Here is a 13,869-nt window from a genome sequence, read left to right as displayed (position 1 = left end):
GCAAGACCACCCGATGAGAACCACGCCCGCAATCGAAGAGCTCGACCTGTACGTCTGGGAAGGCAAGGCGGACATTGTCGACCGTGTCGCCCGGTGCATGGCGAGCTTCGACGTCGAAGTGATCCGTGCCGACAACGCGGAAGTCTCGCCCGAGCGCGCCACATTGCGGCCATCGCTGGCGATCATCAGCGTGTCGATGATCGAAACCGGCGCGGCGTTCCTGCGCGACTGGCAGGCCAATATCGGCATGCCGGTCGTCTGGGTCGGCGCGGCGCGCGACCACGACGCGTCGCAGTATCCGCCCGAGTATTCGCATATCCTGCCGCTCGATTTCACCTGTGCCGAACTGCGCGGCATGATCGGCAAGCTCGTCACGCAGCTGCGTGCACATACGGCCGAAACGTCGCGACCGTCCGAACTCGTCGCGCACTCGGAATCGATGCAGGCGCTCCTGCACGAAGTCGATACGTTCGCCGACTGCGACACCAACGTGCTGCTGCACGGCGAAACCGGCGTCGGCAAGGAGCGCATCGCGCAACTGCTGCACGAAAAGCACTCGCGCTATCGGCACGGCGAATTCGTGCCGGTGAATTGCGGCGCGATTCCCGACGGCCTGTTCGAATCGCTGTTCTTCGGTCATGCGAAGGGATCGTTCACGGGCGCGGTTGTTGCGCATAAAGGCTATTTCGAGCAGGCGGGCGGCGGCACGCTGTTCCTCGACGAAGTCGGCGACCTGCCGCTGTACCAGCAGGTCAAGCTGCTGCGCGTGCTCGAGGATGGCGCGGTACTGCGCGTCGGTGCGACGACGCCGGTCAAGGTCGATTTCCGCCTGGTTGCTGCAAGCAACAAGAAGCTGCCGCAACTCGTGAAGGATGGCCTGTTCCGCGCCGACCTCTACTACCGGCTCGCGGTGATCGAGCTGAACATCCCGTCGCTGGAAGAGCGCGGCGCCGTCGACAAGATCGCGCTGTTCAAGTCATTCGTCGCGCAGGTCGTCGGCGAGGAGCGGCTCGCTCAGTTGTCCGATCTGCCGTACTGGCTGACGGATTCGGTCGCGGACAGCTATTTTCCCGGCAACGTGCGTGAACTGCGTAACCTCGCCGAGCGTGTCGGCGTGACGGTGCGGCAGACGGGCGGGTGGGATGCCGCGCGGTTGCAGCGGCTGATCGCGCACGCGCGCAATTCGGCGCAGCCGGTACCGGCGGAAAGCGCGGCCGAGGTCTTCGTCGACCGCAGCAAGTGGGACATGAACGAGCGCAACCGCGTCATCGCGGCGCTCGACGCAAACGGCTGGCGGCGTCAGGATACGGCGCAGCAGCTTGGCATCAGCCGCAAGGTGCTGTGGGAAAAAATGCGCAAATACCAGATCTTCGACGAGGAACCCGAGACCCGCGAAAGTGAGTAATTAATGAGATAAAATCGCGCTGAATTACAACGACTCGGGCGGGAATAGAACTTCATGAGCCATATGACGGGGTTGGGAAGGGCGTGCGTGTTGCTCGCCATGGTGGGAGGCATGCAGGGCGCATACGCGCAAAGTCTGGCGGACAGCGGTTCGCCGGCAGTACAGCAGGCGTCGGCACCGGTGGCGGCGATTCCGGTGATCGATTCGCAGACGACGGTGCAGCCGCAGGCGGGCGAATCGACAGGGCCGAGCACGGTCGACGACTTGCAGCGCCAGATCCAGGCGCGCACGCTGACGGAAATGCGCACGAGCTACAACGGCAGCTACGGCGCGAGCCTGCTGTTCAACGTGAAGGACGGTACGTACTTCGTCGCGCTGTTCCAGCAGAAGGCGTTCTGGCGCGTCATCAAGACTTACGACGAAACGCGTGCGGAAGCGATCTATCGCGATTTCTCGCGCCAGGCGGAGCGGCTGGCCGTGAACGAACTGCGGGCAGCGAAGCTGGAATCGCAGAAGGCGCAAATGGACAAGCAGATCGAAGTCACGCAGGATCGCGCGCGGCGTCTGCAGGCCGATATCTCGATCGCACGCCAGCAGCAGGCGGCGGTCGCGGATCGCCAGAAGAGTGTACGCAACGAGACGGCCGCATTGCAGGCGCAGCAGGCCGAGCTTCAATCGCAACTGCGTGCGTTGCAGCAGCAGGTGCGTTCGTTGCAGCGCGAGGCCGATGCGGGCCTGCCGGCGACGGCACGCTGAACCCGGCGGTGGTGCGGCGGCATGCCGCGCCGGCCACACAAGTAAAAAGGGCAAGCCGGTTGGCTTGCCCTTTTTTGTTACTGGCCGTCCGGCACGATTCGCCGGCGGCGTGTCACGATGACCGGCCCGTTGCCGCCGCGGGAATCCGAAGGCGATGCGGTGCCGGATGCGTCGCCGGTGTCGCGCGGCGCGCCGTAGCTCTCGCGCGGTTCACGGGGTTCGCGCGGGGCACCGTAGCCTTCGCGCGGCTCACGCGAGCCGTAACCCTCGCGCGGTTCGCGCGAGCCATAGCCTTCACGCGGTTCGCGGGAGCCGTAGCCGCCGTCGCCGCGCGATTCACGCGAGCCGCCGTGCGAGCCGTACGGGCTGTGACCGCCGCCTTCACGGCCGCCGGGGCGCCCGCCGGTGCGCGGCCCGCGGGGGCCGCTGCCGCCCGGGCGCGAGCCGCCTGTGTCGAGCTGGATCGTGGAAATCGCGCGCTTGTAGATGCCTTGCAGACCCACGGGGGTGCGCAGCATCACCAGGTACTGGTCGAACGACTCGATACACCCCGTCAGACGAATGCCGTTGACGAGATAGATTTCAACGCGCTTACGTTCCTTGCGCGCCGAATTGATGAAGTCGTTTTGCGGATGGGATTCTGCGGGATTGGCCATTGAGGTGCGGCAGGAGCCTGCGTCAGAGAATATGTTGTGCGTGTGTGTGGCGTGTTCGTCCACAAGGTGTTTGGCGGGATTCTACCCTGTTCGATCGGGGAGCGCGAAGTCGTGATTGTGTCGAACCGTAACCCACTATAGACGTTCCCACGCATTTTCGCGATTCGGCCAAACGGCTAATGCCATTTCGTTAGGCCGCGTTACGGCGCTCGCCGTGCCGTATCGCCTTGGTTCGCGCGCGACGCTTACATTGGTTTGGTTGCGCGAGCCGGGCGGGATGGTGCATATCAGGGATTCGGAACATGAACAAGAGGCGATGGACAGGGTGAGTCGGGTGCGTGGCGTTGTCGACCTCCGGCAGTGCGATTGCGGGGCATGTCGACCTGTCGGCCGGCATCGGCGTACCGGCCGCACCGGTCTATGTCAAGCCGGCGCCTGTCTATGTAGCGCCGCAGCCGGCCGTGGTCGCCTATCCGGGCTACGGATACGACTACCACGGCGGCGACGATGACGACCGAGCCCGAGGTTGGCGCCTGCCGGCGCGCATCAGAACGCGTAGTCAGGGTTTTTCGGGTCGAATGCGGTGTCGTCGAGCGTCGCCGGTGCGATTTTCTCGATGACGATCCGCTCGAAGATCTTGCCGTCGTTGTCATAGGACTCGACGGTTCGGAAATAGGGCGCGTGCAGGTCGAGCCCGAGGACTTCCCTCTTCGCGTAGAACTGCGGCCGGCCGGTCGGCGTTTCGTAGGTGAGCGCAACGACCCGCACGCCGTTGATCGTCCTGGCTTCCACATCGGTCGGCCGTTGCACGCCGGCTTCCGCGTATTTTTTCCCTTCGGTCAGGTACAGGTTCGTGATGAACTCGGTGCCGAGATCCTTCACCTGGTGATTCGACTGGGCGCGCGCGAGTGCGCCGTCGATTGCCGTCCACAGCGGAATCTTGCCGAGCAGGCCGCCGAGGTGGCCGTACATCTCGTCCTTGCGCTGCGTCGTGTCGTAGATGGTCTCCTGGCCGGCATGCGCGCCCCCCGGCAGCCATTTCGCATAGACGCGCAGCGGCTCGCGGGTGGTCTTCACGAGCATGCGGTCGGGTGTCTCGGACCATTTTCCGCTGATGCGCTCCTGGCGCACCATCGTGAACTGGTAGGACGGATAGCCGTTTGGGCCGTTACGGATATAGAGCGGCACGGCGAGCGGATCGAGTGCCTTGAAGAGCGCGGTGAGCGTCGCGTCGTCGAGTTGCGCGAGCGTGCCGCGCTGCGCGGCCGTGCGCAGCCAGCGCGCCTGCTGCGCGACCGGCTCGCGCGTGACTTTCGCGAGTTCCACCGGCAGCGTGACGCCCGCTGCCGCACTCGCGGCATCGGCCGTCTCCTGTGCATGCAGGCCTGCCTGTACGAGCGACAACAGGCAGGCGGCTGCCACGGCGGCGGCATGCCGTGCGTGGCGCTTCTTTCCTTCGTTCATCGACGGCGTCTCCGGGGGCGATGGATCGTTCAGCCTTGCTTCGCGGCCTTGATTTTGGCGAGTTCCTCGTCGCGCAACGCGCGGCGCAGGATCTTGCCGACGTTGGTCTGCGGCAACGCGTCGCGGAATTCGACGAATTTCGGCATCTTGTAGCCGGTCAGGTTCTTGCGGCAGTGCGCGAGCACGTCGTCGACCGTCAACGACGGGTCGCGGCGCACGACGAACACCTTGATCCGTTCGCCCTGTACCTCGTCGGGAATGCCGATCGCCGCGGCTTCGCTGATGCCCGGATGCATCACGAGCACTTCCTCGATTTCGTTCGGATACACGTTGAAGCCCGACACGAGGATCATGTCCTTCTTGCGGTCGATCAGGCGAATGAAGCCGCGTTCGTCCATCACGCCGATGTCGCCGGTGCCGAGCCAGCCGTCGGCGTCGATCACCTTGGCCGTTTCGTCGGGGCGCTGCCAGTAGCCGCGCATCACCTGCGGACCCTGCACGCACAGCTCGCCTGGCTCGCCGATGGACGCCCAGGTACCGTCCTCGCGACGAAAGCGCACGACGGTGGACGGCGCGGGCAAGCCGATCGAACCGCTGAACGCGGCCATGTCGTTCAGGTCCACGGGGTTCATCGTGACGATCGGCGAGCATTCGGTCAGGCCGTAGCCTTCGACGACCGGCCGGCCCGTCACCTGCTGGAAGCGCTCCGCGACTGCGCGCTGCATCGCCATCCCGCCGGCCATGGCGAGCTTCAGCTTCGAGAAATCCCGCTTGCGGAATTCTTCGTTGTCGAGGAACGCGTTGTACAGCGTGTTGATGCCGGTGATCCCGGTGAACGTCTCGTTGCGGATGATCTTCATCACCATCGTCATGTCGCGCGGGTTGGCGATCAGGATGTTGCGCCCGCCGAGCCCCATGAAGATGAATGCGTTCACCGTCAGCGAATAGATGTGATACAGCGGCAGCGGCGTGAGCACGGTTTCGACGTCGCCCGATACCTGGTCGGCGATCCAGGCCTTCGCCTGCAGCAGGTTCGCAATCAGGTTGCCGTGCGTGAGCATCGCGCCTTTCGCGACGCCGGTCGTGCCGCCCGTGTATTGCAGGAACGCGAGGTCGTCGCGCGTGATCTGCATGGGCTGCGGCTTGCCGCGCGCGCCGAGCGCGAGGGCGGAGCGCAGCCGGACGGCCTGCGGCAGGTGGTAGGCCGGCACGAGCTTCTTCACGTGCTTCAGCACGAAATTGATCAGGCGTCCCTTCGCATTGAAGCCGTCGGCGAGCAGGTCGCCGAGCGCGGTGACGACGATGTTCTTCACCTGCGTTTCCGGCAGCGCGTCCTGCAGCGTGCGCGCGAAATTCTCGAACACGACGATCGTCTGCGCGCCGCTGTCCTTCAGCTGGTGCGCGAGTTCGCGCACGGTGTAGAGCGGATTGACGTTGACCACGATCGCGCCGGCCTTCAGCGTGCCGAACAGCGCGACCGGGTACTGGAACGTGTTCGGCAGCATGATCGCGACGCGGTCGCCGGGCTTGACGCCGATGCTTTGCAGGTACGACGCGAACGCGTCGACTTTCTGCGCGAGCGTGCGATAGGTCATCGATGCGCCTGCGCTCACGTAGGCGACGCGCTTGGCGAAGCGGCTCGTGCATTCGTCGAAGAACTGCACGAGCGATGCGTATTGCGTGACGTCGATGTCGTGCGGGACGCCGGGCGGGTATGACGCGTACCAGATGCCGTCGGTGTTCGGCGGAACCTGGGCCGCTGCGGTTGCTGCGGAAGATGGCATGACGAGTCTCCGTTCTTTGCTCTCGGCGAGGGCGGACGCTTCGGCGCCGGCCCTTGCCGTATGTCGCACGGTCGATCGACGGGGCGCCTCGACGCCCCGCGCGACCGCGCGTTTCAATCAAATCGTGAACAGGAAGCCGCGCGTGGCCTCGCGCGCTCAGTTCGTGGAATGCAGCGTTGCCGTGTCGACAGTGGTCGCAGCCGACTGCGGCAGCCCGAACGCTTCGCTCGCGCCCGCGTCGTCGAGCACGGCCGCGAAGATCGACAGTTGCGCACTGTCGGGCATCGGCGCTTTCAGCGCGGCGACGATCAGCGACGACAGCCGCGCGATCATCTGCACGTCGTTCATCGTGCGGCCTTGGGAGAACTCGTCGATCAGGCTTTCCGTTTCCGCGCCCGCGAGCGCGCCGGACAGCGCGCCGATCGCGAAGTGCAGACGCCAGCCGAGCTCCGTGCGCGGCAGGTGCGGCAATGCGCGCTGGAACGCATCGAAGAAGCGGCCCGCGACGCTCGCGTAGTGCGCGGTCAGGAAGTTGCGCACGAACGGCGACGGATCGGTGTATGCACGGCCGATCAGCCGCAGGAACCCGGGCCCGCCGCGTTCGGGATCCCTCGATGCCTTCAGCGCGGGAATGAACATCGCGCCGAGCACGTGCTCGCAGGTGATGTGTGTGCCGAGCTGCGCATCGAAGCGGTCGAGGATGCCGAGGCGTTCCTGGTTGAGCTGGTCGAGCCGGCGCGACAGCATCGCGTGGATCAGCGCTTCCTTGCTGCCGAAGTGGTAGTTGACCGCGGCGAGGTTGACCGCCGCGCGCGACGTAATCTGGCGCATCGACATCGCCTCGAAGCCATGCTCGATGAACAGGTCTTCGGCCGCATCGAGGATGCGCGCCTTCGTCCCGCCGGTCTGCCGCGTGCCGGATGACCGTGCTCCGGACGGCCGTCCCGCGGATGGCCGTCCCTCCTGACTTACTGCCATGTCCCGCCTCCCATGCCGGTCGCCCGGCCGCGAACTGGTGATTTGTTTGTCTGATTCAAACAGTCGTTTTTATTAAGATAAAAAATCGCGGACGGAGCGGGCAAGCGGGGAATCTGGACAAATTCCTCTAGTTCGATGTGCGAATGCGGAAAGTATCGCGCGTGCCCTCGACGGGACGGGGCACGCGCGATGATGCGGTGCGGCAATGCGCGGGTTCAGGTGACCGCGCTACGCGTATTGACCGATTGCGTCATGTCGATGCCGCGCCGCTCGCGGCTGAACAGGATCAGCACGGCGATCACGACGGCCACGATGCCGGCCACGAGCGCGAGTGCGAAGCTGTAATTGTTGTGGTTCGAAACGGCGAGCGAGGCCTGCATCGTCGCGTTGCCCGACGCGAGCAGGTTGCCGAGCTGGTAGACGACGCCGGGGAAGGTCGCGCGGATCTCGTCGGGCGAGATCTCGTTCAGGTGAACCGGTATCACGCCCCACGCCCCCTGCACCGAGATCTGCATCAGGAACGCTCCGGCGGCGAGGGCAACCGGGCCGCTCGAGAACGCCCACAGCGGCAGCACGGGCAGGGCGATCAACGCAGCGATGAAGATGGCGCGACGTCGGCCGATCCGCTCCGAGATCGCGCCGAACGACAGGCCGCCGACGATGGCGCCGATGTTCAGCACGATCGTGATCCACGACACGGTATGCGGATCGAAGTGATGCTGTTCGCGCAGGAACGTCGGATAGAGATCCTGCGTGCCGTGCGAGAAGAAGTTGAACGCGGTCATCAGCACGATCGCGTAGATCGTGAGCTTCCAGTTCTGCTGCAACGTGGTGCCAAGGCTCGGGCGCTGGCGCTTCTCCATCTGTTTCCATGCCGGCGATTCGGGCACGTGAGCACGCACGTACAGCACGAGCAGCGCGGGCAGCACGCCGACCATGAACATCCCGCGCCAGCCGATGTACTGGTAGAACAGGCCGAACACGACGGACGCGAGCAGGTAGCCGCTCGGATAGCCGGCCTGCAGCAGCCCCGACACGAAGCCGCGCGCATGGGTCGGTACGGTTTCCATCGTCAGTGCCGAGCCGACACCCCATTCGCCGCCCATCGCGACGCCGAACAACGCGCGCAGCACGAGCAGCGCGGTCAGGCTCGGCGCGAAACCCGATGCGAGTTCGAGCAGCGAGTAGCACGCGATGTTGACCATCAGCGTCGGGCGGCGGCCGAAGCGATCGGCGAGCCGGCCGAAGATCAGTGCGCCGAGCGGGCGCATCGCGAGCGTCAGTGTGAGCGCGAACGCGACGGCGGGAATTGTCGATCCGAATTCGGCGGCGATGTCCTTCAGCACGAAGACCATCAGGAAGAAATCGAACGCATCGAGTGTCCAGCCGAGGTAGGCGGCGATCGTGACGTTGCGTTGTTCGCGGGTCCAGCTCATGTCCGAGGTCTCCTCGTTGGCTTGCGCGCTCATGATGTGCATGCGGATGCCGGCCGGCTTGCGCGCGGTGCGGGGGGCATTGATCGAGTGTAGGCCTCGGCGCCGGACGAGGTGGGGCGCGATAACGTCGAATCAGGAATAATCCCTAGGAAATGGACTGTTTCGGAATGGGAAACGCCGTCGTACGAAACAGGCGGCGGGCGTCTGTATCATTCCGGAAGGCTGTTTGTATCTGTTTTGTAATGCGCCCGCTGCGCATCGTCACCGAATCAGGAGTCCCGATGACCGAACGTTCCGCCGCCACGCTGCCCGTGCTCGAAACTGACCGGCTGTGGCTGCGTCCGCGTGTGCTGGCCGACCTCGATGCGTGCCTTGCGATGGATCGCGATCCCGAGGTCACGCGACACATCGCGGGCCCGTGGCACGATCCCGTCGAGCATCGGCGCTTCGTCACGCACCGGATCACGCGCGACTACCCGCCGGGCCTCGGTTACTGGTCGATCTTCGAGAAGGCCGCGCCCGATGCGTTCATCGGCTGGATCCTGCTGATTCCCGACTATGCGGGCGGCGCACGCGACGTCGAGATCGGCTGGCGGCTGGTGCGGGCGACATGGGGGCGCGGCATCGCGAGCGAAGCGGCGGCGGCGGTCGTGCGTCACGCCTTCGACACCGTGCGCCTGCCGCGCGTGATCGCCGATATCGCGGAGGCCAACGGCGGCTCGCTGAATGTCGCGCGCAAGCTCGGGATGCATCGCGTGAGCGTCGTGCACGATGGCATTCCTTACATTCGACATCGTCTCGAGCGCAACGATCTGCGTGCGTAGCGCGGCGCCGCTCGTGCGCAGGCGGTTGTCAGAGATCGTCAACCGGATGCGTATCGAGGTCATGACGTATTAACGGCTCGCACGATCAGGAGTATCGTTGCCGGAATTTCGCAACATGGGGTACGACCATGGCTCTCGGCAACGATGTTCACCTGATTCCCGTCAAGCTGGAAGAACTGCGTCCCACGCAGATGACGGTCGGCTATCGCGAAGTCAAGGCGAAGCGCAAGCACTGGAAGGCGCTCAGCAAGCGCGCGCGCAAGGCCGCGATCGAATCGCACTGGTTCCCGGCGGTGCTCGGCCCGGATGGGCTGCACTACATCACCGATCACCACCACCTCGGCCTCGCGCTGATCGAGGAAGGCGAGGTGCGCGTGAACGCGATGCTGCTGAAGGATCTGTCGTGGCTCGACCACACGATCTTCTGGCGGATGATGGAGCACAACCAGTGGGTGCATCCGTTCGGCGCGGACGGCACGCGCCGCGACTACGCGAATCTGCCGAAGGCGCTGACGGGGCTCGTGGACGATCCGTACCGCAGCCTCGCCGGCGAGCTGCGCACGGCGGGCGGCTATGCGAAGGATGCGACGCCGTTCAGCGAATTCCTGTGGGCCGACTACCTGCGCCAGCACGTGTCGCTCGACCAGATCCGCAAGAACTTTGCGAAGGCGCTCGATATCGCGCTGCATCGCGCGCATGAGCAGGACGCACGCTATCTGCCCGGCTGGTCGGGCGTCATCGCCGTCAAGCCCTGACCCTCATGACGACCGCCCCGATCCGCCCCGATGCCGGCCCGCAGCATGCCGACCATTTCGCCGCGCTCGACGCGGCCTCGCCGCCGCCCACGCGACGCATCGGCCTCGATGCGCTGGCCGGCCTGTCGATCGCGGGCCTGCTGATCCCCGAGGCGGTCGCGTACGCGGGGCTGGCGAACCTGCCGCCGCAGGCCGGTCTCATCGCATTGCTGTCGGGGCTCGTCGTCTATGCGCTCACCGGCAGCAGCCGCTTCGCGATCGTGTCGTCGACGTCGTCGTCGGCCGCCGTGCTCGCGGCGACCGTGCTGGCGGAGTCGGGGATGGCGCTCGCCGCGCAGCTCGCGCTCGCGGCGGCGCTCGTCGCGATGACGGGCGTGCTGTTCATCCTGGCCGGTGCCGCGCGCCTCGGCGGCATGTCGGACTTCGTCGCGCGGCCGGTGCTGCGCGGCTTCACGTTCGGCCTTGCGCTGACGATCGTCATCAAGCAGTTGCCGAAGATTCTCGCGATCTCCGTGCAGCACAGCGATGCGCCGCATGTCGCGCTCGACCTGATCACCGGTGCGCCGCATGCGAATCTCGCGAGCGTCGTGCTCGGTGCGGTCGCACTGGCGTTGCTGTTCGCGCTTGGGCGGAGCTCGCGCGTGCCCGCGACGCTCGTCGTGATCGTGCTGTCGATCGCGGCCGGCTATGCGATCGACTGGCAGCGATACGGGATCGCGATCGTCGGCCATATCGATTTCAGGCATCTCGAGTTCGGCCTGCCGACCCTCGACCGCAACGCGTGGATGCAGACCATCGAGCTTGCGTTCGCGCTGATGCTGATCCTGTACGCGGAATCGTACGGATCGATCCGCAACTTCGCGCTGAAGCATGGCGACAGCGTATCGCCGAACCGCGACCTCGTCGCGCTCGGCTGCGCGAATCTCGTGTCGGGCCTGCTGCACGGGATGCCGGTCGGCGCCGGCTATTCGGCGACCTCGGCGAACGAAGCGGCCGGCGCGCAATCGCGCTTTGCCGGCCTGTGGGCGGCAGGCGTGGTTGCGCTGATCGTCTGGCTGCTGCTGCCGCAGCTCGCACGCACGCCGGAGCCCGTGCTCGCGGCGATCGTGATCTTCGCGGTCAGCCACTCGCTGCATCCGTCGGTATTCCGGCCGTACTGGGCCTGGCATCGCGACCGGCTCGTCGTGATCGCCGCGCTGCTCGCGGTGCTCGTGCTCGGCGTGCTGCACGGGCTGCTCGCGGCCATCGGCGTGAGCCTGCTGCTGACGCTGCGCAAGCTGTCCGAGCCGAACGTCAGCGTGCTAGGCAGGTTGCGCGACAGTCATGATTTCGTCGACGTGTCGAGCCATGCCGACGCGAAGCCGGTGCCGGGCGTGCTGATCGTTCGCCCCGAGGCGCAACTGTTCTTCGCGAACGCGGACCGGATGCTGAACCGTGTGCGTGCGTTGATGAAGGCCGTGCCGGATGCGCATACCGTGATGCTGAGCCTCGAGGAAACGCCGGATATCGACAGCACGACGATCGAATCGTTGCGCACGTTCGCGGCCGAATGCACGGCGCGCGGGTTGCGGCTCGCGATCGTGCGGCTCAAGGTGCACGCGCTGCATGCGTTGCGCCGCGCGGCCGACGATACGCTGCACGACGACGCAATGTCGGAACTGAGCGTCGACGAGAGCCTGCAACTGCTGCAGGCCGGGATGCCGCCGGACGGCGACGCCGGCGCGACCGCCGCGTGACGGGGCGGCGCGCCGGCGCGTGCTATTGGGAAACGACGACGCCGGCGGAGCGATCGATCATGCCGGTCACTTCGGCTGCCGTCGGCGCATAGGCGCCGGCATGCTCACAGGCGACCGCCGCGCACGCGGCTGCGTAGCGCAGATGGTCGGCGGCTGATGCATCGGGACGCGCGAGCTGGCTGGCGAGCCAGCCGCCGATGCTCGCATCGCCGCAGCCGACGGTGTCGGCCACTTCGGTCGGGAACGCGGGCTGGAACAGCACGGTGTCGCGATGCAGGAGTTGCATGCCGGATGCGCCGCGCGTGACGAGCATCGTTGCGTCGGGCGCCCACGTGCGCAGTTGCGCGAGCGCGGCGGCTTCATCGAGTTCGGGAAACAGCCCGCGCAGATCCTCGTCGGAGACCTTGATCCAGTCGGCGAGCCCGGCCAGCCGGCGCAGCGTGTCGCGATACGACGGCGCGGCCATCGGCGCACGAAAGTTCGGGTCGAACGAGATCCGCTTGCCGGCCGCCCGCGCAGCTTGCGCAACTTCGATCAGGCGCGACGCGAGCGGCTCGCGCACGACACCGAGTGAACCGACGTGCACGATCTCGGTCGCGTCGAGTGCGCCGGCGGGCAGGTCCGCCGGATCGAACGCGAGATCGGCGCTGTTCTCGCCGATGAAAAAGTAGTGGGGCGGCTGCTTCGACACGACCATCGCGAGCAGCGGCGCGCGATCGACCTGCCGCATGAAGCGCAGGTCGAGCCCGGCGTCGGCGCTCTTGCGCATCAGCTCGTCGCCGAAGGTGTCGCGGCTGACCGTGCCGGCGAAGGCCGTCGGCACGCCGAGTCGCGCACCGACGCGCGCGACGTTCCAGCATGAGCCGCCGGCGACGCTGTGCCAGTGCTGCGCGTCGTCGCGGATGAAATCGGTCAATGCTTCGCCGAATACGATCAGGCGGGGAAACGTCGTCGTCATGTCGAAACCTTGTGCCGCGGCGTTGTGCGCGGTCATGCAGCGATTGATCTGAAAAGGCGGACAGTGCGGGCCGTCGCACGTTGCGATGCGGCCCGGCACTGCCCGGTTGCGCGGGTGGACGGGCGGCGCGATCAGCGCGGCGCGCTCCAGCCCTTGTAGGTCTTCACGTTGTCGCGCGTGATGAGCGTCGGTTCGATCAGGATCATCGGGTTGGCCGGCTTCTGGCCGTTCATGATGCCGTAGCCGACGTTGACGGCCTGCTGCGCCATCGCCCACGGATCCTGGCTCGACGACGCCTGCACGAGCGTATTCGACTTGAGCGCGACTTCGATATCGGGCGCACCGTCGACCGACGTGATCACGATGCCCGGGCGGTTCAGCTGTTTCGCGGCGAGATCGCTGCCGATCGCCTGCGGGTCGTTGATCGTGAATACCGCATCGAGCTTCGGAAAACGCGTCAGGTAGCCCTGCATCGCATTCATCCCGCCTTCACGCGAGCCCTTGCCGTCCTGGTCGCTCGACAGCACCTTGATGCCGGCGTTTTTCGCGAGCACGGTCTTGCAGCCGTTGACGCGATCGATCACGGCCGACACTTGCGGGCCGTTCTCGATGATCACGTTGCCCTTGCCGTTGAGTTTCTTCGCGATGTAGTCGCATGCCAGCTCGCCGGCCTTCACGTTGTTGGTCTGCACGGTCGCGTTCGCGCCGGCGGCCGCGACGTCGACCGCAACGACCGTGATGCCGGCTGCCTGCGCCTTCTTCACCGCCGGCTCGATCGCCTTCGGATCGGTTGCGTTGAGCAGGATCATGTCGACGTGCGCGGAGATGAAGTTGTCGATCTGCGTGAACTGCTTGTTCAGGTCGTAGTCGGCCGACACGGCCGTGACTTTCGCATTCGGGTTGATCTGTTTGGCGCGCGCCTCGGCGCCCTTGACGATCGTGACGAAGTACGGGTTGCCGAGCGACCCGACCGTGACGCCGATCGATTTGAGCGGCTTGTCGGCCGCGTGCGCGACGGAAGCGCCGAAGGCGAGTGCGCAGGCGGCGGCGGTGAGGGCGGCTTTGTGCTTGAACATGTCGTTGTGTCTCCGTGAAGTTGCTTGTCGAGCGGGCGCAG

The 13,869-nt window shown here is 66.0% G+C and carries 13 protein-coding genes; 6 read left to right on the top strand and 7 right to left on the bottom strand.

The window, feature by feature from the left end:
- Window positions 1-13 precede the first annotated feature (13 nt).
- Entirely contained in the window at window positions 14-1,405 is a 1,392-nt protein-coding gene (locus HWX36_RS15420) for a sigma-54 dependent transcriptional regulator (RefSeq protein ID WP_175952927.1), read from the top strand.
- 54 nt (window positions 1,406-1,459) lie between these two features.
- Window positions 1,460-2,161: a DUF2968 domain-containing protein gene (locus HWX36_RS15415; RefSeq protein ID WP_175952926.1), complete on the top strand. Its 702-nt coding sequence runs from the start codon at window positions 1,460-1,462 to the stop codon at window positions 2,159-2,161.
- A gap of 77 nt (window positions 2,162-2,238) precedes the next feature.
- Here HWX36_RS15415 and hfq read toward each other — a convergent pair whose 3' ends face one another.
- The gene (hfq, locus tag HWX36_RS15410; RefSeq protein WP_175952925.1) at window positions 2,239-2,817 is read right to left on the bottom strand and encodes an RNA chaperone Hfq; all 579 of its coding nucleotides are present in this window, start codon (window positions 2,815-2,817) and stop codon (window positions 2,239-2,241) included.
- Between the two features lie 338 nt (window positions 2,818-3,155).
- Between hfq and HWX36_RS15405 the strand changes: the two genes are divergently transcribed.
- Window positions 3,156-3,437 (top strand): hypothetical protein, encoded by a 282-nt coding sequence (locus HWX36_RS15405; protein ID WP_244136430.1) that lies wholly within the window; start codon window positions 3,156-3,158, stop codon window positions 3,435-3,437.
- On the opposite strand, the gene HWX36_RS15400 is transcribed toward HWX36_RS15405, so the two are convergent.
- The 4 genes from HWX36_RS15400 to HWX36_RS15385 form a co-directional block, all read right to left on the bottom strand.
- Window positions 3,364-4,281 (bottom strand): DUF1571 domain-containing protein, encoded by a 918-nt coding sequence (locus tag HWX36_RS15400; RefSeq protein WP_175952924.1) that lies wholly within the window; start codon window positions 4,279-4,281, stop codon window positions 3,364-3,366. The two genes, HWX36_RS15405 and HWX36_RS15400, sit on opposite strands and share 74 nt — an antisense overlap.
- A gap of 29 nt (window positions 4,282-4,310) precedes the next feature.
- Entirely contained in the window at window positions 4,311-6,065 is a 1,755-nt protein-coding gene (locus HWX36_RS15395) for an AMP-binding protein (protein ID WP_175952923.1), read from the bottom strand.
- 156 nt (window positions 6,066-6,221) lie between these two features.
- Window positions 6,222-7,043, bottom strand: coding sequence for a TetR/AcrR family transcriptional regulator (locus HWX36_RS15390; RefSeq protein ID WP_175952922.1), 822 nt, complete (start codon window positions 7,041-7,043; stop codon window positions 6,222-6,224).
- A gap of 215 nt (window positions 7,044-7,258) precedes the next feature.
- Window positions 7,259-8,479: an MFS transporter gene (locus HWX36_RS15385; RefSeq protein WP_175952921.1), complete on the bottom strand. Its 1,221-nt coding sequence runs from the start codon at window positions 8,477-8,479 to the stop codon at window positions 7,259-7,261.
- Between the two features lie 281 nt (window positions 8,480-8,760).
- Here HWX36_RS15385 and HWX36_RS15380 point away from each other — a divergent pair, with 281 nt between their 5' ends.
- The 3 genes from HWX36_RS15380 (at window position 8,761) to HWX36_RS15370 (ending at window position 11,794) form a co-directional block, all read left to right on the top strand.
- Window positions 8,761-9,303 (top strand): GNAT family N-acetyltransferase, encoded by a 543-nt coding sequence (locus HWX36_RS15380; protein WP_175952920.1) that lies wholly within the window; start codon window positions 8,761-8,763, stop codon window positions 9,301-9,303.
- Between the two features lie 128 nt (window positions 9,304-9,431).
- Entirely contained in the window at window positions 9,432-10,058 is a 627-nt protein-coding gene (locus tag HWX36_RS15375) for a ParB-like protein (protein ID WP_175952919.1), read from the top strand.
- Window positions 10,059-10,063: 5 nt separating this feature from the next.
- Window positions 10,064-11,794, top strand: a complete 1,731-nt coding sequence (locus HWX36_RS15370; RefSeq protein WP_175952918.1) for a SulP family inorganic anion transporter — start codon at window positions 10,064-10,066, stop codon at window positions 11,792-11,794.
- Between the two features lie 22 nt (window positions 11,795-11,816).
- Here the strand turns inward: HWX36_RS15370 and HWX36_RS15365 are convergent, their stop codons facing one another.
- Both HWX36_RS15365 and HWX36_RS15360 read right to left on the bottom strand, forming a co-directional pair.
- A complete protein-coding gene (locus HWX36_RS15365) occupies window positions 11,817-12,752 on the bottom strand; it encodes a carbohydrate kinase (protein ID WP_175953098.1) in 936 nt (311 codons plus the stop codon).
- Window positions 12,753-12,883: 131 nt separating this feature from the next.
- Window positions 12,884-13,828 carry an ABC transporter substrate-binding protein gene (locus tag HWX36_RS15360; protein ID WP_175952917.1) on the bottom strand — a complete coding sequence of 315 codons (945 nt, stop codon included), beginning with the start codon at window positions 13,826-13,828 and terminating at the stop codon, window positions 12,884-12,886.
- Window positions 13,829-13,869 lie beyond the last annotated feature (41 nt).

The organism is Burkholderia sp. BCC0405 (assembly GCF_902833075.1).
Classification (GTDB): Bacteria; Pseudomonadota; Gammaproteobacteria; order Burkholderiales; family Burkholderiaceae; genus Burkholderia.
This window is presented reverse-complemented; position numbering and strand designations above follow the sequence as displayed.